25 protein-coding genes and 1 pseudogene are annotated in these 25147 nt (G+C 42.1%); 5 read left to right on the forward strand and 21 right to left on the reverse strand.

Features of this window, described 5'->3' with window-relative positions; translation table 11 throughout:
- The first annotated feature begins 56 nt into the window (after nucleotides 1-56).
- The 3 genes from AC0L6V_RS11365 (at nucleotide 57) to AC0L6V_RS11375 (ending at nucleotide 2318) form a co-directional block, all read left to right on the forward strand.
- Complete coding sequence (locus AC0L6V_RS11365; protein WP_265218612.1) at nucleotides 57-557, forward strand: hypothetical protein; 501 nt, start codon at nucleotides 57-59, stop codon at nucleotides 555-557.
- The gene (locus AC0L6V_RS11370) at nucleotides 554-1447 is read left to right on the forward strand and encodes a DEAD/DEAH box helicase (RefSeq protein ID WP_265218611.1); all 894 of its coding nucleotides are present in this window, start codon (nucleotides 554-556) and stop codon (nucleotides 1445-1447) included. The genes AC0L6V_RS11365 and AC0L6V_RS11370 overlap by 4 nt, the downstream gene beginning before the upstream one ends.
- Before the next feature lie 601 nt (nucleotides 1448-2048).
- Nucleotides 2049-2318, forward strand: a complete 270-nt coding sequence (locus AC0L6V_RS11375; RefSeq protein ID WP_265218610.1) for a hypothetical protein — start codon at nucleotides 2049-2051, stop codon at nucleotides 2316-2318.
- Between the two features lie 28 nt (nucleotides 2319-2346).
- Here the strand turns inward: AC0L6V_RS11375 and AC0L6V_RS11380 are convergent, their stop codons facing one another.
- From AC0L6V_RS11380 to ccmA, 19 genes and pseudogenes are all read right to left on the reverse strand, one after another.
- Nucleotides 2347-4308, reverse strand: coding sequence for a UvrD-helicase domain-containing protein (locus AC0L6V_RS11380; protein WP_265218609.1), 1962 nt, complete (start codon nucleotides 4306-4308; stop codon nucleotides 2347-2349).
- Complete coding sequence (locus AC0L6V_RS11385) at nucleotides 4308-6599, reverse strand: AAA family ATPase (protein ID WP_409419821.1); 2292 nt, start codon at nucleotides 6597-6599, stop codon at nucleotides 4308-4310. The genes AC0L6V_RS11380 and AC0L6V_RS11385 overlap by 1 nt, the downstream gene beginning before the upstream one ends.
- Nucleotides 6600-6812: 213 nt before the next feature.
- Entirely contained in the window at nucleotides 6813-7475 is a 663-nt protein-coding gene (locus tag AC0L6V_RS11390) for a hypothetical protein (protein ID WP_265218606.1), read from the reverse strand.
- Nucleotides 7476-7618: 143 nt separating this feature from the next.
- Nucleotides 7619-8080 carry a Mov34/MPN/PAD-1 family protein gene (locus AC0L6V_RS11395; protein ID WP_265218605.1) on the reverse strand — a complete coding sequence of 154 codons (462 nt, stop codon included), beginning with the start codon at nucleotides 8078-8080 and terminating at the stop codon, nucleotides 7619-7621.
- Nucleotides 8068-9765 (reverse strand): ThiF family adenylyltransferase, encoded by a 1698-nt coding sequence (locus AC0L6V_RS11400; protein ID WP_418139037.1) that lies wholly within the window; start codon nucleotides 9763-9765, stop codon nucleotides 8068-8070. Before AC0L6V_RS11400 ends, AC0L6V_RS11395 begins: the two co-directional genes overlap by 13 nt.
- Before the next feature lie 2 nt (nucleotides 9766-9767).
- Entirely contained in the window at nucleotides 9768-10982 is a 1215-nt protein-coding gene (locus AC0L6V_RS11405; RefSeq protein WP_265218600.1) for a CBASS cGAMP synthase, read from the reverse strand.
- A gap of 185 nt (nucleotides 10983-11167) precedes the next feature.
- Nucleotides 11168-12496 (reverse strand): BRCT domain-containing protein, encoded by a 1329-nt coding sequence (locus AC0L6V_RS11410; RefSeq protein WP_418139038.1) that lies wholly within the window; start codon nucleotides 12494-12496, stop codon nucleotides 11168-11170.
- An 87-nt stretch (nucleotides 12497-12583) separates the two neighbouring features.
- Complete coding sequence (locus AC0L6V_RS11415; RefSeq protein WP_418139039.1) at nucleotides 12584-13102, reverse strand: hypothetical protein; 519 nt, start codon at nucleotides 13100-13102, stop codon at nucleotides 12584-12586.
- 128 nt (nucleotides 13103-13230) lie between these two features.
- Nucleotides 13231-14369: pseudogene (ligA, locus tag AC0L6V_RS11420) on the reverse strand (NAD-dependent DNA ligase LigA); the annotation flags it as partial.
- Nucleotides 14370-14468: 99 nt separating this feature from the next.
- Complete coding sequence (gene zipA, locus AC0L6V_RS11425; protein WP_265218597.1) at nucleotides 14469-15485, reverse strand: cell division protein ZipA; 1017 nt, start codon at nucleotides 15483-15485, stop codon at nucleotides 14469-14471.
- A 65-nt stretch (nucleotides 15486-15550) separates the two neighbouring features.
- The gene (locus tag AC0L6V_RS11430) at nucleotides 15551-16795 is read right to left on the reverse strand and encodes a tetratricopeptide repeat protein (protein ID WP_418139040.1); all 1245 of its coding nucleotides are present in this window, start codon (nucleotides 16793-16795) and stop codon (nucleotides 15551-15553) included.
- Nucleotides 16761-17126 (reverse strand): cytochrome c-type biogenesis protein, encoded by a 366-nt coding sequence (locus tag AC0L6V_RS11435; RefSeq protein WP_418139041.1) that lies wholly within the window; start codon nucleotides 17124-17126, stop codon nucleotides 16761-16763. The genes AC0L6V_RS11430 and AC0L6V_RS11435 overlap by 35 nt, the downstream gene beginning before the upstream one ends.
- Before the next feature lie 20 nt (nucleotides 17127-17146).
- Complete coding sequence (locus AC0L6V_RS11440; RefSeq protein WP_265218591.1) at nucleotides 17147-17656, reverse strand: DsbE family thiol:disulfide interchange protein; 510 nt, start codon at nucleotides 17654-17656, stop codon at nucleotides 17147-17149.
- Between the two features lie 2 nt (nucleotides 17657-17658).
- A complete protein-coding gene (locus tag AC0L6V_RS11445) occupies nucleotides 17659-19596 on the reverse strand; it encodes a heme lyase CcmF/NrfE family subunit (protein WP_265218590.1) in 1938 nt (645 codons plus the stop codon).
- A gap of 12 nt (nucleotides 19597-19608) precedes the next feature.
- On the reverse strand, nucleotides 19609-20076 hold the full coding sequence (gene ccmE / locus AC0L6V_RS11450) for a cytochrome c maturation protein CcmE (protein ID WP_265218588.1): 468 nt from the start codon (nucleotides 20074-20076) through the stop codon (nucleotides 19609-19611).
- Nucleotides 20076-20252, reverse strand: a complete 177-nt coding sequence (ccmD, locus tag AC0L6V_RS11455) for a heme exporter protein CcmD (RefSeq protein WP_265218586.1) — start codon at nucleotides 20250-20252, stop codon at nucleotides 20076-20078. The genes ccmE and ccmD overlap by 1 nt, the downstream gene beginning before the upstream one ends.
- Nucleotides 20253-20290: 38 nt before the next feature.
- The gene (locus AC0L6V_RS11460; RefSeq protein ID WP_418139042.1) at nucleotides 20291-20989 is read right to left on the reverse strand and encodes a heme ABC transporter permease; all 699 of its coding nucleotides are present in this window, start codon (nucleotides 20987-20989) and stop codon (nucleotides 20291-20293) included.
- Complete coding sequence (ccmB, locus tag AC0L6V_RS11465; RefSeq protein ID WP_265218584.1) at nucleotides 20986-21651, reverse strand: heme exporter protein CcmB; 666 nt, start codon at nucleotides 21649-21651, stop codon at nucleotides 20986-20988. Before ccmB ends, AC0L6V_RS11460 begins: the two co-directional genes overlap by 4 nt.
- Nucleotides 21648-22262, reverse strand: coding sequence for a cytochrome c biogenesis heme-transporting ATPase CcmA (gene ccmA, locus AC0L6V_RS11470; RefSeq protein WP_265218583.1), 615 nt, complete (start codon nucleotides 22260-22262; stop codon nucleotides 21648-21650). The genes ccmB and ccmA overlap by 4 nt, the downstream gene beginning before the upstream one ends.
- 162 nt (nucleotides 22263-22424) lie before the next feature.
- On the opposite strand from ccmA, the gene fliK reads away from it, so the two are divergent.
- Nucleotides 22425-23957 (forward strand): flagellar hook-length control protein FliK, encoded by a 1533-nt coding sequence (gene fliK / locus AC0L6V_RS11475; protein ID WP_409419826.1) that lies wholly within the window; start codon nucleotides 22425-22427, stop codon nucleotides 23955-23957.
- Complete coding sequence (locus tag AC0L6V_RS11480) at nucleotides 23957-24205, forward strand: EscU/YscU/HrcU family type III secretion system export apparatus switch protein (protein WP_265218580.1); 249 nt, start codon at nucleotides 23957-23959, stop codon at nucleotides 24203-24205. Before fliK ends, AC0L6V_RS11480 begins: the two co-directional genes overlap by 1 nt.
- On the opposite strand, the gene AC0L6V_RS11485 is transcribed toward AC0L6V_RS11480, so the two are convergent.
- Both AC0L6V_RS11485 and AC0L6V_RS11490 read right to left on the reverse strand, forming a co-directional pair.
- Nucleotides 24196-24600: a DUF2802 domain-containing protein gene (locus tag AC0L6V_RS11485; protein WP_111605375.1), complete on the reverse strand. Its 405-nt coding sequence runs from the start codon at nucleotides 24598-24600 to the stop codon at nucleotides 24196-24198. The genes AC0L6V_RS11480 and AC0L6V_RS11485 overlap by 10 nt on opposite strands.
- A 21-nt stretch (nucleotides 24601-24621) precedes the next feature.
- Nucleotides 24622-25113 carry a chemotaxis protein CheW gene (locus AC0L6V_RS11490; RefSeq protein WP_265218578.1) on the reverse strand — a complete coding sequence of 164 codons (492 nt, stop codon included), beginning with the start codon at nucleotides 25111-25113 and terminating at the stop codon, nucleotides 24622-24624.
- Nucleotides 25114-25147 lie beyond the last annotated feature (34 nt).

Raw genomic sequence — 25147 nt, forward strand, 5'->3', positions numbered from 1 at the left:
GCGGACTATATCTCCACGGACTATAATCCGTATTTTTACAAATCGAGATAGTTATTTTGAGATCTAAGCCCATCGCTCACGTTGTCGAGGAGTTCTTCCAGACAACTGTACAAAAAAAAGCCACTATAAATGACGTACTCAAACACTATGTTGAAAAATACGGCGAGAACAACCCTATTGAAATGAAAAAAGCACGACATGCTATTTATCTGAAAATTCATCGTTTAGTTAAATCAGGTGTATTAGTCGTTGCCTCAAAGAGTGCTAAGAGTACTCATTATGCCAAAGCGAAAATTTTGCAGGAAACCAAGAATCAAAAAACTATACCCATTACCGTTGTAGCGAGTGAGAAAGAAATGCTCTTTAAGCGGAAGGCTGAACTTGAGTATGAACTTGAACTATGCATTGCAGAAGCCCAAGGCTATGAAGAGATGAAATCTATATTGCCCACTCAACTTGATTTATTGACATCTAAGAAAAATGAAGCAAAAAAGCGAGCAATAACATTGAATGGCTTACTAACCAGCACTCAAAACATATTGCATGCGCTCTCATGAATAAAATGCAAGATCTCTCACTAAGAACTTGGCAAAAAAACTGTTTATCTAAAGCGTTAGAAGTCTATCTAAAAGGCCAGCAAAACTTTATGTGTGTTGCTGCACCAGGTGCCGGAAAAACAAGATTTTCTGCATCGTTAGCAAAAAGCTTATTAGATGCTGACCACATTGATTTCGTTCTTTGCTTCGCCCCCTCTGTAAGCATACAAAACAGCATTCAAGAAACCTTCAGCAATATATTGAATGATCGCTTTGACGGCCGAATAGGCGCAAAGGGCTTGGTTATTACCTATCAAGGAATCCAATACGCCTACCAAGAACTTGCACATGTCATTAAGAACTACCGTGTTCTAATAATCTCTGATGAAATTCATCACTGTGCTTCTGGTATAAGTAGCACGTCTAATCAATGGGGACAGCTGTTAGTTTCTTTAATATCAGAAGGCAATCCCCTGACTCTAACTTTGAGTGGTACTCCTTGGCGGTCAGACAGTACAAAAATAGCGCTTCAGAGCTATTCTGGAGAGCCTCAAGAGCTTGATACAGACTTTGTATATGGGTTAGGCGATGCAGTTAGAGATAAGGTTTGTAGGAGACCTAATTTAATATTGCTCGATAATAGCTCGATTGATGTTAAGGAGGATTCTAAAACACATAAATTTAGTAGTATTCGCCAGGCAATTGAGGCTGAAAAACTAAAATATAGCGAACTACTGACTCATCAAGACTCACTAACTCAGCTAATGACCTATGCCCATGAGGAACTGATTAGAATTAGAGAAAAACACACTCGTGCCGCAGGTTTAGTTGTTGCATCATCTATTGATCAAGCGCGGCGGATATCTCAGTTTATTATCACTAACTTTAACGAGAGGCTCTATCGTAGTTAGTTATGATCAAATTGATGCTCACGAAAACATCAGAGACTTTCAAAGTTCAGAGATTGACTGGATTGTATCTATTGGCATGGTAAGTGAAGGCACAGACATCCCACGTTTACAGGTCTGCGCTTATCTGAGCAATGTGAGAACAGAGCTTTACTTTCGCCAAGTGCTTGGACGGATTCTACGAATAAACAAAAAAATAGATGAACCCTGCTCCATGATTGCGTTTGCTGAACCAAAGCTAATTGAATATTCAGAACGAATTAACCAGGACCTACCTGAAGATTCGATGAGAATAAAAGTTCTCGAAGAGCAGGCTTTAGTAAAGAACGCGGACGCAAATACACTCGCTCGAGGCTCAGAAAAAAACAACTTTATTACGATGAAAACAACGTCATCAAGCCATACACATTCGTTTGATAGGCTTCACGACATAGCATCAGAAGCTTCATATTCTGTTAAAATGGCTTTCTGTAAAGACTCTTACAGGACAAAAATTCTATCTTTATAAATAAATGGAAGTCCATTTCAATATTTCCTTGTGATTTTTAATTCTTTTACTATTGTTTAATTAATAAACAAAATTAATTCTCTAAGAGGAAGACTAATGAATACAATGCAGGAACTTTTTGAAAAAATTAAGTTAGTTTTAGTTGAGCAGCCACATAGTGATTCAAGTAGTTTAATTGCTCAAGCTTTAGCATCTGCATGCAACAGCTCTTATAGCGTTAGCATGCTAGACATCGCAATTAAACTTGATAGTAAGAATAAAACCCTTATTAACTCACTTACACATATTTGCTCATTCGAAGATTATAGTAATTCTCTACAAGATGAAACTTTGTATTGGCTGAGAGAAAAGAAATATATTGAATAAACAATTCTAAAGAAAAGCTTTGTTTAAACTAAGACTCGTGCAGCTTTATTGCCTCAATTTCTCTATCTTCGAACCAACCACTGCTCTTGATTCGTTCAATGGATGTCTTTGGGTTTGAGGACCAAAGCACAAGAGCAAGTGACTCCTCAGCTCTACTACAGGTAACGTAAAGCAGGCGAAGAGTTCGATCTATGGTCGTTTCTTTACCTTCTTCTATGTTTTTGGTATCGCTCTTACTGAGTTCCACGCCACCAAAAATTTTGTCATACGAAAACATGTGACTTCCCGCCAACTTATCATCCATCACAACCATTACATGGGAAAATTCAGAGCCCTTGACTACCTGATGAGTTGCAAGCATTGAGCGTCCAGCGAGATATGAGCGGTACTTTTGTAACTGATTCCAAGGTGAGGAGAATAGTACACATAAGCCACGGCGTAACCTATTTTGCTTAGACTCTTCTTCACCTCTACCGGGCACAGGAGGTGAGGGTGACTTATCCGCGTGCCCCACTATTAAGCGATTATCAATGCTAAACAACCTTGCCTTCAAAATCGGTTCAAGTACCTCTCCAACTGTCGCAATGGGGTTGGCACAAATGGCCGCGAAAGTTTCAATAGCTTGAAGCATTTCTTCGACACGGATTGATCGCGCTAAAGAGTCTTCGGGCATATCATCAAGGCAACCGTAACGCCTAAAGACCTCGGTGACTTTAAACTCATCAAGGAAGCCATTGGAATCAAAACATGCTTCTAAATCAGCAAGCTCATTTAATAATATTTGTATTACAGCAGGCCCTTTATTCTCGCCGCTCCCACTAGGTGCAGCAGCGTTGAAATCTAGTAAAGTCATGGCACTAAAAACATTAAGAAAAGAACCACGCATTGCGAGAAGCTTATGTTCAAGTGCGAGCACCTGAAATTCTCTTAGAGACCAGGCTTCAGATCGGCTTTCCTTCCACATTTGATCTGCGCACCAAAGTTCACCGAGAGCTTTATCTTCTGGTGAGAGTTTTGTATCACCTACGTAAATTCGAACAAGACCGTCTGACTTATCAGTTCTTGAATGCTGTTTTATACCATTCGCAGGTTGAGTTCGACCCTCGAGCTTTGCTCCCCATATTGTATTGATTAAGTCCACAATTCGACGTTGGCTACGATGATTCATTTGCAGCTCCGGCGTCGCCCAGCTATCAGGAACTAAGCTCGGAAGATCGGAATGCCCACCTGAATAGATTCGCTGTCTGTGGTCACCGAGTAGACCAATAATTAAGTTACTTTCACTAGACTCTGAGAGACCTATCAAGGTATCCAATATGCCCTTCATTGTATCCTGAGACTCATCAATAAGTACGATAGGATATCGGTCTTTGAGGATCATGTAGAGGGTAGGTCTATTTTTTAAAAGCCAAGCAGCTACGTCAATAACGTGATTATGGGCAAGTGCACCATGACCATACGTCTCGCGGTCTGGATGATAAATAAATACATCAGTTTCTCTAAATGCCTGTATTGCCTCTTTTATTTCATCCAGATCACGCTGTTTTGCTTGAGTAATACCACGCGGCTTTGCAAGCGCTTCCGTCGTCTCCTTTTCAAGCTGAGCTTCTTTTATTGAAATTAGAGCGGTTCGAATATCATCATTGAACCCACTGATAAGCTCCCAACAAAATGCATGAATGGTGGATACTCTTACTAAGTCATTATCTCCTAGTCGCCCATTAATAACAGCTACAGCGTTTTTCGTATAAGTGATCACTCGTATTGAGCGCCAGTACATACGCAAACGTCTAGCCAGCAGCTCCCCTTTTTCGTGTTTCACAACTCCTGTCACACGACGAAGTACCTCTATTAGAGTTCGAGTCTTCCCAGAACCTGCCCCCGCAAAAAGAAAGTAGCTTCGGGGAGGCTCCCCAGTTAGATAGCCGCAAATTTCATCAACAACTCCAGCATCACGATCATTGTCATCAACAGTTGTATGTATGCTCATTACATAGCTCCTTTTCTTGGTTCAAGTTCTGCTTGCAACCAAGCTAAGGCATCAGTAATGTACCTAGGACACTCGATATCCTCACCTGAGGACACTAACTCAAAGATGCTGGCAGAGAAGTCACCTTTGTTAAAAGAGCTGTGCATAAGGCTGTGAAGCTCAATTAGAAGATCTTTAGAGCTTGCAGCTTTAGCAGCTCTTTTTGCAACAGAGCCAAGAGCCCCTTTAGGCGTATCAATCTCCATTCCATTCTCATCTAGCTTTTCATCCATTAGACTTTTGAACCAAGATAAATTCGTCAGGATCAGCGAATCTTCAAATGTGCTAGGCCAGCTGTTATCAGCTTCTGTGATAGGTAACTGCCAAGCGAAACGCACTGGGCAATCTTCAATTTCACTCCACACCAACTGAGCGTTTGTCGGAGACTTGAAATCGTCGAGTTGTTTTAGTTTAGGGTGCCAGCCACGCAAGGTTTGGTTACCGCACTGAAGCCCAGTTTGCCCAGTGTTTGCAACTGCGACGAGTTTTATAGTTGGTTCATCATTTTTCTTGGGCTTGCCTTCTTTTTCTTTGGACGGGTCAATGTCTGTAATGATAACTGTAGGGATACGAAGCTTTTCGATAAGTGGTTTGAGTCGGTGGGCATGGCTCCCGCCAATATCCAGAAAGGACACATAACGACCGTTCAGCTCTTTGAAGTCACGTTCAATGAAGAGTGGTACCAGCATTCGTTCTGCAACACCCTCAACAAAAATAGCTGCGTTGGCAAACAACAAGTCCGTGTGTTGTACACGGAAATAGCGTTCAGCAAACTGGCGTGTCTTCTTGTCATCACCAAACACATCGGCGAGGTTAATAACCTCTGTCGACGGCATAGGTATATCAGCGCTCTTGGCTGTACGGCGAATATATCGGAGCCTATCAAAATTTTCTGCATGAGCTAAATGGCTTGAATGAGTACTTATGATTAATTGACTTTTTAGGCTCAAGGCTTCTTTTTCTGTAGGGCTGATTAATTTATGCGCGTTGCTCGGAAATATACGCTGCACCTGAACATGGAGGTGCGCCTCAGGCTCCTCAATCATAACTATGTGAACAGCGACAGGAGACCCTTTTTCAGGATTGAGCCGAGCAGCTCTAAAAGAAACTAGCTGATAGCTAAGTGATTGAAGATTCTGGTAACCTAGCCCGATAGAATGTTCAGGTAAGAGCTCGTCACTTGACTCTTTTAGCATGCTGTACTGGACTGCTGTCCCATGATCAAGCAAATCAGCTGTCTGTATACGAGTACGGAAGCGAATCTCTTGGGGATCATGCAAACCTGGATAGCCGAGATCTTTCACTTCCTCAACAGAGTCAGCGATGGCTGCATGAATCTTATTATCTAATTCTTTCTGAGCCAATGCCACAGCCTTGATAAGGTCTACACGCTGACCATGTCCTGAGCTAGCAACGTTTAAGTGTTGTCGGGCAAACTTAATTAGTTGGTTTGAAAACATACCTACTTGGTGCGGCCCTGAGGCAGACCGTGAGTCGGCTTCTTCACTTCCAAGTCCTCGCTGAGCAGCAATAAAATCAACACGGATCAACCTTGATAAGTGCTTACGCTCAATTGGAATAGTATCGGCATCTAATGTCTGTGTCTCATAGAGAGGCAATTCAGTAATAGGATTATTGTCGGAGTCTAGCTTGTATGCGCGTACTTGACCAAGTTTTAAAGGCTCACGCAGCCAGAAATCAAGAAGGTCGATGGGCCATGCTAATGAGTCTTCCCCCATATCCTTTATCGGTGAACGTGCATTACAGTAAGCCCATGCCAACTGCTGTAGCTCTTCTATACTTGTTACTGGCTCTAGTCGCAGGCGAACACCTACAGCGCCTCCTTTCCAGCTGAATTTAGAAAGAAATGGAGCTACGTAATGATACATTCCAACATCTGCATCGAACCAAAGGTCTAACACTGGCATTGTATCAAGCAGTATACGGAGGTGCTCTTTCCATTCTTCTGACTCGGCAACTGTTGAAGGATCTTCTGACAGCGCTTCCCAAATTTTGCCAAGAGCCCGTATCTTTGACCACTGTGATATGCTTATGTCAAAAGCACTGAAGGGAGACCCACCTGCAAGAAAATGACGAAGCGCCGCAAGAATTGAAGTCTTTCCGCTATTATTCGCACCGACCAATATTGTGGTTTTTTGATCAATGTTCAACTGGACTTTGCCAAGTCTACGGAAATTACTAATCTCGACAAATCGAAGCTTTATTCCTCTAGGTACTTTTGATTCTGACATTGATACGTCTCCATACGAATTATTAGAAATACTGGCACACAGTTAACGATAGCTTTTGGTAAATTTCACATTATTAATTTCGAAAAAATAGGCTGTGTTATATGTTATCCTTAATAGGTAAGCGAGCGCTTAAAGCCCTGTTTGCAAATTTAAAATTTTAGGAACATGCTTCTAAACGAAGCAATTTATAAGCTAAAACGCCATAAAAAAAGATCATTTTTTAACCAAAATTATCGTACCAGCTGTCTGCATACCTTTCTGCCAACACCTATTTGTCCAGTAGACACCAACTAAAGTAATTTGGTTGTCATCAAATCGCACATGCAATTTTGCGGCACCATCGAACTTTGAGTCATCAGTTTCAACTGGCTGATCTACAACTGATTCAAAGATATAGCTAAGATAAAAAGAACCATTTCTTTGATCTTTATAAATCTCGCTCTGAACAACAGTACTGCGCTGATATTTATCAAGAGAAACCAACTTAATATCAAAGTTAAAAAATGACGCCTTAGCGACTAATGTAACCATTTTTTTGTAGGGGTTGCCCTCATCATCTTTAAAAGTTGAAACTGTTTCTCCAACCCAAGTGCCATTTAAATCTGGACATACCTTTTGATTAAGCAATGTAGAGCCAAGATACGGTATTTTCCATATAGCTCTCCATACATATGTTCCCATAAACCAGGTAAAGGCTATAAATACAATTAGTATAGGTAGTGTTAAGCGTGTAACTATATCAAGACCATCTCCGTTGAAAAAATCAGCAACGCCAGACCAGCCTCTTGTAATCCATACTACACCTATAGTGACTAGACTACAGATAATAAACATCAAGCCCTTTGCAATTCCAAATTTTGGAAAAACCTTCCACATACCTACCTCCAAAAAAATTGAAAAACACTTTTTAAAACATAATAAATAAGCTATCTCTTTCTTAATATCAAACTATCTCAAAATGTAAAAATGAAGAAATCAATCGAATAAAGCTATGAAGTATTTAACCATTTACATAAGTATTAGTATTTAACTGCCCCAATCCAAACTTCTTGCGTGCCAGCAATAAGGAAGATTGCAGGTTGAGTGGGTCGATTCCTATTAAAAATATTCCAGCCTTGTCTATCAATATAAGAAGGTGTTGGATTTTTTTCTGGATGTGTGTGCCACTCACCAAGACAGTTTATTTTCCCTCCTGAGTTTATGTACAAGTCTCTTGCTTGATCAACATGTTTTGGATCTAGCCGTTGAAAAGCACAGCGTCTTTGAATATCTTTCGGTTGCGGAACAGTTAAATCTATAACATGCAAGTTAACCCCTTTATAATAACCACATAAAAATCCCCCAGATTCAGGCACTTTGGTTTCAATCTGTCGATATTGATCGATTGTTTCAAGCACCTTTTGATCAATATATACGTATCCACCATTATTCATACTCCATAGTCGGCCACCATGAAGAACAAAACGATTTAACGATTGCATATTGGGCAACTTATACTTTTATCTGGAGTAGTATTTGGGCGTTTTTCACATTGATCGTGACGAATAATATTAAATCGCAAAGTATTATCAACTGTGTTGGAAAGGTAATCGTGCAGTAACTCCATTGCCTGAGTTGCTGCGATCATTGACACTGTCGAGGCGTATGCATGATAGCTTTGATGGCAGCCGACAAAATTTGGAGTGTCCTCTATAAACCCTTTGCTTATTGGAAATCGGGGGGAGTACTTGTTTTGCTTTATCTGCCATAAACAGCGAAAGCAAGCTGAAGAACGCTCTTTTCGATTGTTCAAAAAAGCTACAGTAGCTGCTCCGTGTCCATGCACCCAACTGTGTAGTAAGACCGGAGTTAGATTTTGTCGTTTAAGGTAATCGGGAATAGCAATACTTACTGTTTGTGAACCAGTGGCGTCGACAACAATACAATCATTTGAAAATAACTTCCAAGACTCAGTAATTGACTGTGCATATGAATTTATTTGAAGATGAGGGAAATCCATTTTCAACCGATAACTTAAGGCTTCAGCTTTATAAAGACCAAGGCTATCTGCTCCCAACAAATGTCGCCCTATATTCTCTATACTTAAAATATCAGGATCGATTACTAGTAGCTTACCTGAACGCCCCCAACCAGCTCCATGAGCACACAAAAGCTTCGATAGATATCCTCCTATTGTTCCAGCCCCAACCAGTATAATCGTTTTATCCTTAAGGGTTGGCGTAGAGTTGATGATATTTCTTTCTTGAATATATTTTGGATCAGCTTGGTTTAGAGAAAACCTTTTAATCTCAGCCTTACTGTTTCTTAACATGAACGTTGCGTTATTAAATCGATGTTGAATTAGCGCATTAGTTATTGTCGATGAAATCTTAAAACTAAGGCCAGCACCAATTTCAGTGACTCCATTCTCTCGTGGCCAAGTAAGTATTATGCCAATTTCAGTACCAAACTTAGCATCTTTTTTTCCTTTGGAAAATAATTTCATACCTATTTTATTTAGGAAATTATGAACCGCTCCTGCTGTATTATTCTCAATCCAGGTTAATGCTTGACCAATAGTAGTTGGAGGCCAATCAGTTTCACTTAGATTTGAGGGTGGTGAAGGTAAACGAAAAGCAAACCATTTAACATTGATGTCATTTTCTTCGAAATCAATCCATGGCGTTTGATCTTTTTCGAAAAGCCATTGATTTCTACTATGTCGTTGTGAAAAAAGCCTAAATTCCATAAAATTTTGTGGGCTAGTACCGACATATAGACTCTCTTCCCCATCCCAATAGCCCAAAAAATCACGTGCAATTACATCATCCTCAGAGGCGGCTAACAGGTTTTCATGTAACAGAGTTTTAATGTCTTCTAATAGACCGGCTACCAATTCAACAGCCATACTTGAATCCCACCAAACTCGACTTTCATCAACATAACAAACATGCCCATTTGTATTTATATGTCGAAAACCGAATACTTGGCGAAGCTCTGGGCTAAACATCCATTCACTTAAGTAGGCTTTTGGGAAATCGTATTTTCCTTCGTGAAATCGAAGTTCCAGTTGAAGCCTCCAACCCCCAACATTGATACACCCCTCAAAACAAGGCTTTTCAGGTGTTCCAACAGCTTGAAAAGCATAAAATTTTTGAGAATTAAGATATCGCTCTATTCCTTCCATGTTTAACCTGAGGTGCTTCTCTCTGTTGTACGAAGTGGATGAATTTCTGGTTCAGTGCCTGTAATTTCTCGAACCTTATTATCTGGCTCATCATTAACAACAATCCGAGATGGATCTCGAGGAAATCTCTCTCCAAACAAATCTATAAGTATATTGTTGGCTTCAGGAGGATTTGTATTTTTAGCTAGATTATATTGCCTAGTAAAACTTTCGAACTTTTGTTTGTAAATGTGCTTATTTTCATCAGATATAGAAGTTCGCAGGTCATTTTTATTATTTTTATCAGAAGAGGTTGGACAAGGTATTAACAACGGACTATCAAAGACTTGCGGAAGTCTATCGACAACCTCTTTGAATACCTGACAATGATTCATTCCGTTGGAATTATCAGGATAGCTTTTTATACTGTGTAGAAGCAAAAATATAGAACTTGGACCATCGCCATCAGGCCATTCGATATCACGCCACGCTTTAAGAAACCTATTAACTGGGCGGATCATTGGACCTTTTAAATTGAACTGATGTGTAATCCACCTACTTACCACTAAGGCATCTGATGGCAACCATCCATCTTTTCTGTGAGCCATATGGATTACATTTGGGTCAACTGCTTTAACTTGATAAGATTCCATATCAAGTTCTTCATCAATAGTAAGTAATGCAACTTCTAATTTTGCCTCCGTCAATTGCCTATCTTCAATCACATTGTTAAATTCACTCTCTGGTACTGCAAACAAAGGAATATCAATATGTGATTTGTTATTCACTATCACCCTGACACAAGTATCTTTTTCTTTCTCACCTGAAAGTATTTGCCAACCATTATTATTAGATTGTATAAAAGCATTGAGAATCGATGTAACAGAGTTGAAGTAAAATGTAGTTGCCGTTTTTGGTTCTTGCCCATTACCTAGCGCTGAAAATGGCAAATACATACCTAGATCAATATCAACTTGTTGCTCCGGTGGATTCGCTGGATCGTTTAAAGTTCCATATGCAAATGAACCCTGAATAGCAAATTTTGGTCTTGGAACTTCTATCTCAATTTTTTCTCTTTTGAACTTTTCGCGAATATCTTTAAATCCAGAAATGATCGCTTTTCTAATATCTTTCGCAGCAAGAACCAAAACATCCTCTTCGTTTTTGGTCAAATTCAAGTTACTTAACAAAGAGGGTTTAGTTTTGCTTGCAAGCAGGCTATGAAAATGATTTACCATATCTCGATCTCCTATCTTTATAAATGGTTTAGACACTATTGTGTGCTAGTGAAATTCGGAAGCTCATCAACAAACGTAATTCATCTACATACATTAGAATAGATCTGCAGAATCAATTATTCTATTATGCATGTAACACCAATTTTCACATGGTAAATATATATTAATTTCTTTATTAGCGACATTTAACCTATCAGATCTAAGTACTCTTGTTCTGAAAGCACTTTAACACCTTTATCTATAGCCGCATTGATTTTTGTCTCTCCAACCTTTTCACCGGTCACTAAATAAGTAGTTTTTCCTGTTACAGATTTAGCAACTTTCGCACCTAAAGATTTAGCTTGTTTCTCCATGTCTCCTCGGGAACCTTGTTGCATAGAACCAGTAAAAACAATCACAGTTCCTGCAATTGGCGAGTCTAAATTTTCATTCTCTGATTCTTTTGGAGTGATAGACAAATTAAAACCGAGTTCATACACTTTAAAAAACTCTTTTTTAATGTTCGCTAACCCTTCTACGATGGCGTCTGCACTAACCTGAGCAAAACCATCAATCTTGATCATCTCTTCGGCAGATAGGTCAAACAGCTCAGTAATGGAGTGATGCTTAAGTAATTTCTCACAATTTCCGCCTCCTAATCTACTAACACCAAAAGCGGAAAGAAAACGCCAATCTTCCACTTCAATCTCTCGACTAGCCTGCAATTGGTCAGATAAGTTCTGAGCCGTTTTGTCGCCAAATCCATAAATAACAAACTGATGGACTTTAATGCCATATATCTCATGTATGCGTTTTATACCACAGTTACTGAGTTTTTCAATCACCTTTGGACCGAACCCGTCATTATTCCCTAAGGTTTTAAAAAAATGAATTAAGGTATTTTCAGTTTGTGCTGGGCAATCCGTTTTATTTGGACAGATTAAATGGTCTGATTCCCATAAAAGCGGCGTCTGACAGCTCGGGCACGTTTCTGGTAATGTTACCTCTACTGGCTTTAAGACTTTTTCAATTTTTGGTATCACCAAACCACTTCTAACGATTTGCACAATGGCCCCAGGACCAACGCCATTAGTTTTCACCATATTGTAATGATGCACAGTCACTCGACTGATCGTTGCGCCACTTATTCTTGTTGGCACCAACTCCGCCACAGGTGAAATTCGGCCTGTTCTTGAGGTTTGAGGAATGACATTAATTACTTCAACGTCCACAGACTCTTCATTTACTTTAAATGCAATCTGCCATCTATGATTACGTCTTGTTGCACCCATGCGTTGTTTAATAGCGTCATGAGTGGTTTCTAAAATAACGCCATCAATATCAAAATCAACGGCATTCCAAATTTCTTCAATTATGACTTCAAAGTTTTCAATAACTTCTGAAAAACCAATGACTTTATTCGGGAGTAATGCAAATGGATAAAAGACACAAGCACCTTCATTGATCGCTTTCTGTACGTCCTCATCTACTTTTTTCTGCAATAATCGCAGCTTGCAGATTTCTTGAATTCTCAAATATTTCACTAAGCACGTCGTCAAAGTAACTCTTCTTAATGACTATTTCACCTGGGCCTAAACCACGGCCACCAGATGCAGCGACTTTTAAGCCGCGCTTAAAAGCTCTCGTGATGTCTTGCCCTCTAAAACCATCCCCCTGGTGTAAAGCGTCTCTCCATCATCATATGCTGCGTACCCATCTAACTTAGGCGTAATACGTATTTGTATATCTTGTTCAGACACTTCAATTTCTTGAGCCGCTTTTGAAATTCTTTTGAGCCACTTTTCAATATCTTTAATGGAATAAGCTTTTTCTGTCGATAGCATCCTTTGCGGTAATTCGACAGTCTTTGCTTCAGCTAGTACTTCTGGCTCTACTTTATTTAAATACGGATGAAGATGATTAATATTTCTTAACATGGAAATGTAAAGGTCATATTGATTATCACTGATAACTGGTGCACCAGACCTATAAAGTGCATTGGCAGCACCTAATACTGAAACTAAATCTTGCTCTTCTAACTCTGGCTCATTAAATAAACAAACCAATTTCTGAGGATCAATTTTATCATTCCAATCATTGAGAACTAACAATTGCTCATTAGTAAAAGAAACATTTACCATTTAAAACCACCTCAACTAGCAAAAGCAGAACAAGCATTTACGAAATATTTGGAATTAGAGCAATGTTGTTCAACCAACCTATCAGTGACAGATTTCCTATTTGAAACATTAGCTTTTAAGGTGACACCCACGTCGCCAGCGCGATGAACAATCACATAATCGTTCACTTTGACTCCCAATCGCGCTATCTCATCTTTATTGTGCAAGGTGGCATTAGAAACCGTTACACCGCCAACAAACACTGGCTCTAATCGTGCCACCGGGGTAATTGCTCCCGTGCGACCCACTTGAAAGTCCACTCCGAGTACTCGGGTCATTTCCTCTTGCGCAGGAAACTTCCTAGCAATCGCCCAGCGTGGTGCACGGGCAATAAAGCCCAATTGATTCTGCTGAGCGATTTGATCGACTTTATAAACAATACCATCAATGTCGTATGACAAATCAGCACGCTTTTCATTCAGCATCTCGTAATAATCAATACAACCTTGTGCCCCTTCTGCTTTTGCCATCAGGTCATTGGTACGAAAGCCCCACTCGTTCAACTGTAGCAACCCCTCGTAATGGCTTTTAGGCTGATCCCAACCTTCCACATAGCCAATCGAATAAGCACACATCACTAAAGGACGAGTGGCAGTAATCTTAGGATCAAGTTGGCGTAAACTGCCTGCCGCCGCGTTACGTGGGTTAACAAAGGTTTTCTCCCCCTGCTCTATCGCTAAAGCATTGAGCTTTTCAAAGCCCTGTTTCGGCATATAGATTTCACCGCGCACCTCTAGAACAGTAGGCGGTGTTTGCGTGCGTAACTTCAGTGGCACGGAATAAATCGTTTTAATATTTGAGGTAATGTCTTCACCAGACAAACCATCACCACGGGTCACCCCCTTACTAAACGGCCGTTTTCATAACGCAAACTAATCGCTAAGCCATCTAATTTAGGCTCACAGCAATAGGTAATAGACGACACTTTGAGCAGTTTACGAATACGCTGATCGAAATCTGACAAGGACTCATTGTCGAAAGCATTGTCCAAAGACAACATGGGCACAGTATGAGCGACATTGGCAAAACCACTGTCGGGCTTTTCACCGACACGCTGAGTGGGAGAATCTGCTTGAATCCAATCTGGGTGTTTGGCCTCTATATCCTGAAGCTGGCGATAATCACGGTCATATACTGCATCAGGGACGATGGGTTCGTCTTTTACATGATAGGCATAGCTGTAATCATTAAGTTGCTGAATCAACTCCAGCATCTGCTGATGCGTCATGTTTGTCTCTTGGCTCATATATCAATTAACTCGATTTCTTTTGACTTGTATTAAATATTAACGGCAAAAAAACAAGGCCCCTCGGGGCCTTGGTTTGTCTTACTGCTTATTGCGCATTAACCGACGGCGCTCAAAATCACGTATTCGTTGTCGACAATGTGCGATGGTTTGATCACTCATTGGTGAGCGTCGTTCATCGCGCAATTCACCACCTAGGTTACGCACCAAGGCTTGAGCGGTTTCCAGCATAAAATCGAACGCCTTCATACTATTTTTAGGCCCAGGTAAACCCATAAAGAAACTCACACCAGGACAATCACTTTCCCCCATGGTTTCTAAATTAAAGGTGCCTGGCTCAATGGCATTCGCCATACTAAACTGTATTCGACCACGATCAAATCCGTCTTCATGACGATGGAAGATATCCATTTCACCATAGCGCATGCCGCAATTTAAAATAAGTTGAAGCAGCTCTATTCCGGAAAAACTTTGCCCTTCTGGAGCAAACACGTTAATGACGATGACTTCTTCAATCTCAACAATACTTTTGTCTTGTTTATCGACAACGTCATCCACCAAATGACTGGGTGTTATTTGATCAATATCTATTTCTGAATAACTACGCTCATAGTCCTCATCGCTATCATATTCGCTGCGATGATGTGTCTCTGACGTGTAATCAAGATTGAGATCATCGTGCTCATAAAAGCCATCATCTGAGTAATTTTGCTCAGACACAGCTGAGTCCCCAAAATCTCGTTCAGGTACTAACGACGCTAACTCATCAAGATGTAAGTCCTCACCCCTATCCAATTCTGGACCCGAATCGACCTTATGAGGAACCTCGGTTAAAGGTGACTTAGCCGTTTTACGAGCATTTTCAAACGCATTGGTAATAGGATCGGCGGCGGGTCGACTCACTCTAGACGACATTTTCCCGTATCCCATGGTGGCTCGTTGTCTAACCAATGCATCATTTGATTCATCGGCATCAGCATAACCACCTGTTTGAGCATGCTCTTGACCTTTTTTATATCGACGAAATCCATCTATGAGGATCACAACAATGATGACGACCCCAATCAAGATTAGCCATTCACGCAAGCTAAATTCCATTACACATTCCGAATAGCATCAATTAAAGTTGACTGTATTATCAAACGAAGCGCCTTAGGATTCAATTACAAGGCCACCTTGATTACGAAAATCTCTCTACTATTTACCAGTAGATTATGCTTTATACCGATAATTCGTCCTTTTGTCAGATCATTGTCATTAATATTTGATAATTTCACCACCAAATCCACTGTTTGTACTTGAGCCAACGAGGCTGTTGGCGTCATTGCATCTAGGTTCGTTAACAAAATTGGTTGCTCCAAATCCTCAGGAAATACTCTTTGGATCGCCAACGGCATTTTCTGACCATTTAAAACCGCATAAACTAATAATACATCGTCCTGGTGCCACTCGTACTGAGCGGTATCCCATTCAACTTTTACGGCCAACTGATCCGTAATAATGGGCGCCACTTGCTGATAGTCAATACGCCCCAATTCTCTTGCCTTGTTAATGGCTGACAACAAGGCAAGACGCTCTCTAGAATGGGCGCTGTAGCGGATCGCTTCTTGCCATGACAGTATGGCACCTAGATAGTTTTGTTGAGCAAAGTCCGCCACGCCCTTTAAATCCAGGGCAATAGCTTGGGTTGGATCTTGTTGCAAAATAGCACTAACCACGGCCTGCATTTTAGGCGAACTTTGATTCCCATTCGCATAAAAAATCGCCTGCGCGTATTCCACCAATAAAGCCACACGCCCTTCGGCATTTTTGGGCAACTTTTCCAATGCTGTTTCAAACGCGTCCACCGCCATAGCATATTGTTCAGCCCGCATATACTCCGTAGCTAAGTAGTACCAATCTTCTGCTCTGTCGTAACGTTCAGTGCGATATTGCAAGAAATCTGTGATTTTTTGAGGACTCAGCCGCTGCATGTGCAAATCTTGTGTAAAAGCCACTTCTTTCGCATAACCAATCCATTGATAGAGACTCACACTACCGAGTACCGTCATTGCGGTCGCGCCAAGCATGACCCAACGGGCAAAGGTGACATTGGCCTGAAGCAAAGGTTTTTTTTGACTGTCTATCGAGTTTGTTTCACTATCAACATCAACTAACAGTTGCGCTGACTCGTCAGGGGTCAATCGCCCAGCCTCTTCCTCTTCTGCGATTTCTTTTCGACGCACCTCAAAAAATGACAGCCGGCTTTTATCTTCTTCTGCAGAGTACTTAGCCAAACCATGCGCAATCGAACTAAACAGATAAAACAGACTTAAGACAATCAGTATGATCATCACCAAATACGCGGCTATCATAGAGCCTCGACCTTGTCGTTTACGATTCGTCATCACCACAGAAATAAAAGCCAATAGCCCTATCCCTAGCAGAATAAAGAGTACCATACCAAAGCAAAAAAGTGGCCGTTGAATGCTGCGGACGATACAACACAAACTCACCATAACGGGCCACCATGTAATCCACTATTTCTTGATCTGTCTTGCCTTGCTCTATCATCTGGTAGACTTGTTCACGAAGATCCACCGCAATGCCAGAGCCTGAATCAGCCAAATTTTGATTCTGACATTTTGGACAACGTAACTCTTCGACCAAACTTTGATAACGTGTTTTGTTCAACTCTGTACGAAACGTCATTTCTTCTTGAGCAACCGCAGACAAAGACAGCCACATTCCACAGAGCAAAAAAATCCCCTTAATACACCTCATTTCATATAGCCTTTAATGTCAGGCCAATTTTCGGCGTTGACCACACCTTGATGTCGATAAACCACCACCCCAGAGCCATCCACCACAAAAGTCTCTGGCGCACCTGTCACCCCCATATCCATACCAAAGCGCCCCATTTCATCCATTAATACGATTTGATAAGGGTTCCCTTTTTGTCCTAACCATTGCTCCGCAAGGTCTTTCTTATCTTTGTAATCGATACCAATAATTGTCACACCAGAATCGGCCAATGCCATTAAAAAAGGGTGTTCAACATGGCATGCAGGACACCAAGTGCCCCAGAAATTAATCAAATAAGGCGCCGTCGGCAAATCCTGATGGGTATACACCTGATCGTCTTGCAATGATACCAACGTAAAGGCAGGCACTTTTTTACCAACCAAAGCAGAAGGCATATATTGAGTGTCTTTACCAAGCTGCAAATAAAGCACCACGCCAAGTATCAAAAAAACCGCCAGAGGTATAAAAAATAACAGTTTACGCATGGTTAGCCTCGCGTCCGTTTTCGATAGCGTTTATCCAATGCGGCCAACAATCCACCCGCCATCATCATCAAACCACCAAGCCAGATCCAGCGTACAAAAGACTTCACGTAAATTCGTACGCCCCAGGCAGAGTCATCCAACCTTTCCCCTAAAGAAACATATAAGTCACGCGTAAAACCCGCGTCCAGAGCCGCTTCCGTCATGACCTGCTTGCGGGTGGTAAAAAAGCGCTTTTCCGGGTGCAGCACGGCAACCACTTTATTCGCATAATAAGCGGTAAATTGCCCTTTGCTTGCCACATAATTTGGCCCTTTTACTTGCTCCATTTGGTCAAAGTGAAATTCATAACCTGCTACCCTTGCTCGGTCCCCAGGGGATAATCGCAACATAGATTCCTGACTGTTAACACTGACCAAAACAATGCCCACCAAGGTCACGACCATACCAAGATGCGCCAATAACATACCGTAGTAATTTCTTGGCAATTGTCGAGCACGGGGAATAATGCCTTTCGTTCCGGCAGAGACCTTACCAAACCAATCAGAGAAGGATAAACATACCACCCAAAATGCCACCGCCAAACTGAGCCAAACGGTAAAACCAAACTCATAACAATAAACCACCAAACTAGCCGACAAAACAGCGACAACGGCAGCAACAGAACACACCTTAAAAAACACATTAAACGGCGTATGATGCCATTTAGAAAGAGGTCCAACCGCCATAAACACTATCAGCAACAACGCAATCGGCGTGAAGACACTGTTGAAGTACGGCGCGCCAACAGAAATTTTTCCCAAGCCTAACGCATCAAAGATCAAGGGATATAAAGTCCCCAATAAAACCGTTAAGGTTAAAACGGTTAATAGGATGTTATTGAGCAGCAACCAGGCTTCTCGTCCTGTCGCACCAAAAGACACACTGGAACGCACCTCTGCCGCTCGGATGGCATACAACAACAAACTACCGCCAACAAACACCACAAGCAAAGCAAGAATAAACATGCCGCGCGTAGGATCTGCAGCAAAAGAATGCACCGAGGTGAGGACGCCGGAGCGAACCAAAAATGCCCCAAGCAAGGAGAGGCTAAACGTAAAAATCGCCAGCAAGACAGTCCAGCTTTTAAACACACCACGTTTTTCCGTCACCGCAAGAGAATGCAACAAAGCCGTTCCCGCCAACCAAGGCATAAAAGAGGCGTTTTCCACAGGATCCCAAAACCACCAACCACCCCAGCCTAATTCGTAATAAGCCCACCAGCTGCCTAAAGTAATGCCCAGTGTCAGAAACGCCCACGCTGCGGCCGTCCAAGGTCTTGCCCAACGCGCCCAAGATGCATTTAAATTCCCCGTAATCAAAGCCGCGACAGCAAAGGCAAAGGCCACAGAGAAACCGACATACCCCATATACAAAACAGGCGGATGCACAATCAGACCAAAATCTTGCAGCAGTGGATTCAGATCCCCGCCATCGGCAGGCACATCTGGCAATAAACGCGCAAAAGGCGAAGAGGTAAAGAGTAAAAAGGATAAAAAGCCAACACAGATCATGCCTAACACAGACAAAACAACCGGACCGACATCTTCCGGTAAGGTTCGTACCTTTATCGCTACCGCGGAGCACCAGCCAGACAAAACCAGCACCCAAAGCAATAATGACCCTTCATGGCCGCCCCACAAAGCACTGAACTTATACCAAACGGGTAACTGGCTATTCGAGTTCTGACTCACATACAGCACCGAAAAATCGTCCATCAAAAAAGACGCGCTCAAGATAACAAAGCTTACCAACACCAAAGCCGACATAATAAAAGTAAGCGGTTGCGCACTTTGCAATAAGAAACGATTGCCTTTCCGATAGCCAATTAAGGGCAAAAAAGCCAGCGACAGGGCAAAAAACAACGACAATATCAGTGAAAACTGACCAATCTCAGGAAACATATTCAGCCTAAATTAATAAGTAGATTGCGTGGGCGCATGATTCTCATCCATCGAACTTTGGGCATTTTTCAATGCCTCTGATACTTCAGGAGGCATGTATTTCTCATCATGCTTTGCCAACACTTCGATTGCTTCAAATACTCCCTCTTCGTTCAATCTCCCCAAAGCCACAATGCCCTGACCCTCTCGAAATAAGTCTGGCAGAATACCACGATACTCAATGGTCACTTTGTGCTGAAAATCGGTCACGTCAAACGCAACCGCCAAGGTATCAGAATGGCGTTTTACACTGCCTTTTACCACCATGCCACCTGCGCGAATATTGGTATTTCGCGGGGCTTCTCCCATCACGATCTGGGACGGAGAGAAGAATAAATTGATATTTTGTTGCAAGGCGTACATCACCAAACCCACCACAGCGCTCAGTATCAAGACAAGAATGGTTATGACGAGTAAGCGTTTTTTTCTGATCGGATGCATTAGCGAGACACGCTCCTTTTAAAACGTTTGCGTAAGGTGTCGTGTGTTTTTCGACGTGTCGACAACGTGCTCCAAACCAACCATGCTAACGCCAACGTACTGAAGCCATAAGCCGACCAAACATACACGCCGTGGGTTCCCATCATCAAAAACGCTGACAGACTATCAAAGGTCATTCTCTGTTACCTCTTGCTTGACCCAACTGGACCTATGTTCACGTAGCAATATTTCTGACTGCATTCGCCACAGAACGAGCTCCAGCTACAAAACAGTACAACCCAATGACAGAAAAGAGTAACGGCAACCACATTTCTGCAGGCATTTCAGGCTTTTTCGTCAAGGTAAACGTCGGCCCTTGATGTAAGGTCTCTAACAACACCACGGAATATTTAATAATGGGTAAGTTAATTAGCCCAACAACACTAATAACCGCTGCGGCTTTGTTGGCTAATAGCACATCATCTATGGTATTTTGCAAAGCAATAATGCCCATATAAAGCAAAAACAGCACCAACACAGAAGTCAGTCTAGCATCCCAAACCCACCAAGTACCCCAAGTAGGCTTACCCCAAATGGCCCCAGACACCAAAGCAATCAATGCCATAATGGCACCAACTGGCGCCATTGCCTTGATAAAAATGGGCGACATTTTCATCTGCCAGACAAGAAAAACAACACCTGCAATCCCCATCGCCAAGTAACAAGATTGCGCCAACATCGCCACTGGCACATGAATGTAAATAATGCGAAAACTGTTGCCTTGCTGATAATCGGCGGGCGCAAAAGCCAGCCCCCACACTAAGCCAATTACAAGACACAAACAGCCAAAACAGAAAACAGGTAAAGCCCACGCTTTAGACCAAGAATAAAACCACTTTGGCGAACCCAATTTGTGAAACCATGCCCAGTTCATGCGTTCACACTCGCTTTGACGGCAATCGCCGTCATAAAAGGCGATATAACTAAAGACAACAAAGACATCGCCAACAACATCGCCAAGAAACCAGAGTACGGCAAACCTGCCTGCGCCGCTTTGACCGCTAACGTCGAGAAAATAATCACTGGCAAATAAAACGGCAATATTAGCAACATCACCAACATAGCACCTTGTTTTATCGACACCGTTAATGCTCCACCAATCACGCCAATGAAAAATAAGCTCGGCGAGCCAACCAACAAGGTGACGATCAACGCCCAAAAACCGGAGCTTGGCAAGTACAGCATTTCCGCTAACAAAGGCATCGTGATAAGCAAGGGCAGCATAACCACCAACCATTGTGCGATGATTTTTAATACGATCAATAACGGTAAAGAAAGTCCGCTAACGACTAGCTGCTCCAAAGAGCCATCTCGATGATCTTCTTTGAATGTGCTTTCTAACGCCATTAAGACAGCCAATACCGTGGCACACCAGATAATACCAGCCGCTGCTGGGGCTAAAAATTCAGGTGACGAATTAACACCGATCGGAAATAGAACAACCACAATAATAAAAAACAACAGAGCATTGAAGACATCTTGTTTGCGACGCCACAACACCAAAAACTCAGCTTTTAAGAAAGAAGAATACGTCATGGCAACAACATCACGTCACGGGAAGCGAGGGACAGCAAATTCTGATGGCTTGTTAATAGCACCATCCCACCTGCCAAAGCATGCTGTCGAATACGCTCTTCTAACAGCTCAGCCCCTCTCACGTCCAAAGAAGCAAAGGGTTCGTCTAGCAGCCAAAGTGTTTTTTGGCTCAACCATAAACGCGCCAATGCAACACGACGAGTTTGTCCGGCAGACAGCTTTTTAACCGGTGTATCCATGTAATCGATAAGCTCCAGCGATTTTAATGCCTCGTGTAAAACATTTGTGCAAACGTCAGGGCAATACCAACGAATATTTTCAGCCACACTGAGCCGTTGTTTAACACCAACCGAATGACCAATATAGAGGGCATCTTGCTGCAATGTACTTCTGTCTAAGGTGACATCTTCGCCCGAATACGCTATCCGCCCTTCTTCAGGAGAAAGAGCGCCAACGATGACTTTTAACAAAGAACTCTTACCCGCCCCATTTTCCCCTAGGATTCGTACGACGTCACCAGACTGGACACTAAAAGAAAGCCCTTTACACAAGTCCCTTTCAGCACGTTCAATCCAAAGGTCTGATATGGTTAATGAAGCAAAAGATTGCAAAAGATATTTCCAATTCGGCCGATATGTAGGTAAAGGTTAACATTATTTGTGTGACACGGTTTTTACTATACAGCTTAGCTATACTAAAGTGTTTAAACATTATATGAGAATCGTTTCTAAAAGCACAAATCAATCAGCTATGTAAATCAACAGGCAGGCTACATGATCTCTGACATCCAATCTATGCTTAATGCATCTTCAGGCAAGCAGAGCAACGGGGCGAGCAGCGGTAACAATGTATTAGGCAGTACGGGGACCATTGCGAAATTAAGCAGTGAAATCAAACTCATAGAAAATCTCAGTTTGATCAAGTTTCAAGGCAGTGAGTCGCTTAATTTTCAAGGAAAACCCGCACAATTATTACATGCAACCAGCGCACAACACCCCTTCACCCTGGTAAATACAGGCACTCCCATTGATGTTAACAACATTCAGAATGCCAAATTACATAAAAGCAACGGTCTGCAAGCCTCGCTAACGATGCCCCTCGATACTCAAACAAGTAAGATAGCCACCAATAACCCAAACATTCCACAAATCCGACAAGCTGATAACCTTATGCTGGCCTCACGCGTTGTCAACTTAACCGTGACAGCCGTGGCACCCAGTGCAACGACTACTCAAGCCCAAGGTCCAATACCACCCTTACAAGCAACTCCCTATCAGGCTAATGCTACACCACACATTCAGGCGAGTGTAACGTCGCCATCAAACACGACGATTACCAGTCACACCTCACCTATATTAGCCACTGTCTCAGATGGTAACACCGAGTTTCCCATTGTGAGCCAAACACCGTTAAAAAAAGGCGATGTCGTTCGCGTCATGGTCGATGCCAATAACAATATGCAAGTGCTGCCAGCAAAAAATCATCCGGCTCCTAACTCCATTCAAGTTGAAGCACTTAAACACAGCCTACCGAAGCAGTTATCTTTTGGGGATATGTCACAACTTGTCAGACAATTACATGCGCTAAACGAAACATCCTCTGCTAACTTACCGCCACAGACACAACAAGCACTCAAGCAATTGATGCAAAATATGCCCACGTTAGGAACGTTAACCACGTCACCAGAAGCCATGAAACAGGCCATTCAGACCAGCGGCCTTTTTTCAGAGTCCTTGCTAGCGAATGATAGCAAGACACAAATACCTGCCGATTTAAAACTCAATCTAATGCAGCTAAAAGACGCCCAAGAAAACTCAGCAGCATTGCGTCTTACTGGCGTTCCAACCGAACACATTGCCAGTGCCATTGAGCGAATAACCACCAATCAATTACGGCACGTTTCAGATCAAAATCAGATTAATGGTCCAAGCTATCCATTGCACATAGAGTTGCCGATCAAAAACGGTCAAACACCCAGCTTTGTGCAAATGGAAATAGACAAAGACGCCGCAACAGAAGAACAAGCAAAACAAGATAGACGCTGGCTCGTGAAACTGAAATTTGATTTTGAAGAAACAGGACGTTTTGATGCAAGAGCCAGTGTTCAAGCAAACAAGGTTGGAATACTGTTTGCGGCAGAAGAATCAGATACCGTACAAAAATTACGCCAGAACATCCCTAGTTTGAAACAGCAATTAAAAGACAAAGATATTGAAGTCGAAAGACTGGAAGCGTTCCAAGCAAAACTTGAAAAAGAAAAGAGTCATATTAACAACACTCAATCATTAATCGATGTGAGGACATAATGCAAAAAGCCGTCGCTCTAAAATATGACTTCAGCACAGCACCAACCGTGGTGGCAAAAGGGAATGGTTTGCTTGCAGAGAAAATAATGGCCGTCGCCAAAGAAAACAACGTTCTGCTGCACCAAAGTCCTGAGCTTGTTGAATTGCTCAGCACTTTGGAATTAGGCGAAGAAATACCAGAGTCGTTATATTTAGCCGTGGCAGAAGTCATCGCCTTTGCGCACAAAATCAGAGATCATCAGTGGTAATCTGAATTTCTTCGTGACTCTTGCTTCAAAAGGCTAATCAACTCAGCCTCTGCTCGAATCAGACCACACTTAGACACCAAGTCATCAATCGTTGCCCCCATTTCCAAAAGTTCCATGGCGCGATTGTAAGAAACACCGCCTTCTTTTGACAAAATTTCAGACTGCTTTTCCACCGCTAGATTTAGTTTTTTCTCAATAGCTACCAAGCGCCGTCCCATACCAATCGATCCCGATGCGAGCACCTGAACCTGTTTTTTTTGATTCAGCTCCGCTTCAGTATGCTGCTGCTTCATTCGCTTTACTTGCTTTGACAACCGAAAAGCCCACACGACAACAGCAATTAAGATCACAAACTGAAGCGTCAGGAGAAGGTTAAATAACCACTGAGATTCCATCTAGTACAACTACCTTAATACTCACATTGTGCCAACTTCAGACCATTCATCTTCCGATAGAAGCTTATCAAGATCTACTAGAATTAATAAGATATTGTTCTTATGACAAACCCCTTGAATAAACTTAGAGGATTCATCATTACCAACACTAGGAGAAGGCTCAATTTCAGACTGACGTAGATACACCACTTCTGACACCGCATCCACCAAAATACCAATCACATGACCCTCTACCTCAAGGATCATAATGCGTGTTGCATCTGTAATCTCACCAGAAGGTAAACCAAATCGCTGGCATGTATCTATCACCGTCACTACGGTGCCACGTAGGTGAATAATACCCAAGACAAAACTTGGCGCACCAGGCACAGGCGCAATCTCAGAATAGCGCAATACCTCTTTCACCTGCATGACATTTACACCATAAATTTCATGCTCTAGGCGAAATGTTACCCATTGCAACATAGGGTCGTCTGTGTGATTTCCGCTTTTTAACGCTATGCTAGTCGCCATTATCTGTCTCCAAAGATCAAAAAATGATCAATAA

It is taken from the genome of Marinomonas sp. G8-14 (assembly GCF_055808935.1).

Bases quoted from the DNA above. Each gene is read 5' to 3' on its own strand.
- ccmD (WP_265218586.1), bottom strand. From the start codon at position 20,252: ATGACCTTTGATAGTCTGTCAGCGTTTTTGATGATGGGAACCCACGGC.
- zipA (WP_265218597.1), bottom strand. From the start codon at position 15,485: ATGGAATTTAGCTTGCGTGAATGGCTAATCTTGATTGGGGTCGTCATC.
- AC0L6V_RS11395 (WP_265218605.1), bottom strand. From the start codon at position 8,080: ATGCAATCGTTAAATCGTTTTGTTCTTCATGGTGGCCGACTATGGAGT.
- ccmE (WP_265218588.1), bottom strand. From the start codon at position 20,076: ATGCATCCGATCAGAAAAAAACGCTTACTCGTCATAACCATTCTTGTC.
- AC0L6V_RS11480 (WP_265218580.1), top strand. From the start codon at position 23,957: ATGCAAAAAGCCGTCGCTCTAAAATATGACTTCAGCACAGCACCAACC.
- ccmB (WP_265218584.1), bottom strand. From the start codon at position 21,651: ATGACGTATTCTTCTTTCTTAAAAGCTGAGTTTTTGGTGTTGTGGCGT.
- AC0L6V_RS11485 (WP_111605375.1), bottom strand. From the start codon at position 24,600: ATGGAATCTCAGTGGTTATTTAACCTTCTCCTGACGCTTCAGTTTGTG.
- AC0L6V_RS11490 (WP_265218578.1), bottom strand. From the start codon at position 25,113: ATGGCGACTAGCATAGCGTTAAAAAGCGGAAATCACACAGACGACCCT.
- AC0L6V_RS11405 (WP_265218600.1), bottom strand. From the start codon at position 10,982: ATGGTAAATCATTTTCATAGCCTGCTTGCAAGCAAAACTAAACCCTCT.
- AC0L6V_RS11415 (WP_418139039.1), bottom strand. From the start codon at position 13,102: ATGGTAAATGTTTCTTTTACTAATGAGCAATTGTTAGTTCTCAATGAT.
- fliK (WP_409419826.1), top strand. From the start codon at position 22,425: ATGATCTCTGACATCCAATCTATGCTTAATGCATCTTCAGGCAAGCAG.
- AC0L6V_RS11380 (WP_265218609.1), bottom strand. From the start codon at position 4,308: ATGAGCATACATACAACTGTTGATGACAATGATCGTGATGCTGGAGTT.
- AC0L6V_RS11400 (WP_418139037.1), bottom strand. From the start codon at position 9,765: ATGGAAGGAATAGAGCGATATCTTAATTCTCAAAAATTTTATGCTTTT.
- AC0L6V_RS11445 (WP_265218590.1), bottom strand. From the start codon at position 19,596: ATGTTTCCTGAGATTGGTCAGTTTTCACTGATATTGTCGTTGTTTTTT.
- AC0L6V_RS11460 (WP_418139042.1), bottom strand. From the start codon at position 20,989: ATGAACTGGGCATGGTTTCACAAATTGGGTTCGCCAAAGTGGTTTTAT.
- AC0L6V_RS11370 (WP_265218611.1), top strand. From the start codon at position 554: ATGAATAAAATGCAAGATCTCTCACTAAGAACTTGGCAAAAAAACTGT.
- AC0L6V_RS11440 (WP_265218591.1), bottom strand. From the start codon at position 17,656: ATGCGTAAACTGTTATTTTTTATACCTCTGGCGGTTTTTTTGATACTT.
- AC0L6V_RS11385 (WP_409419821.1), bottom strand. From the start codon at position 6,599: ATGTCAGAATCAAAAGTACCTAGAGGAATAAAGCTTCGATTTGTCGAG.
- AC0L6V_RS11375 (WP_265218610.1), top strand. From the start codon at position 2,049: ATGAATACAATGCAGGAACTTTTTGAAAAAATTAAGTTAGTTTTAGTT.
- AC0L6V_RS11390 (WP_265218606.1), bottom strand. From the start codon at position 7,475: ATGTGGAAGGTTTTTCCAAAATTTGGAATTGCAAAGGGCTTGATGTTT.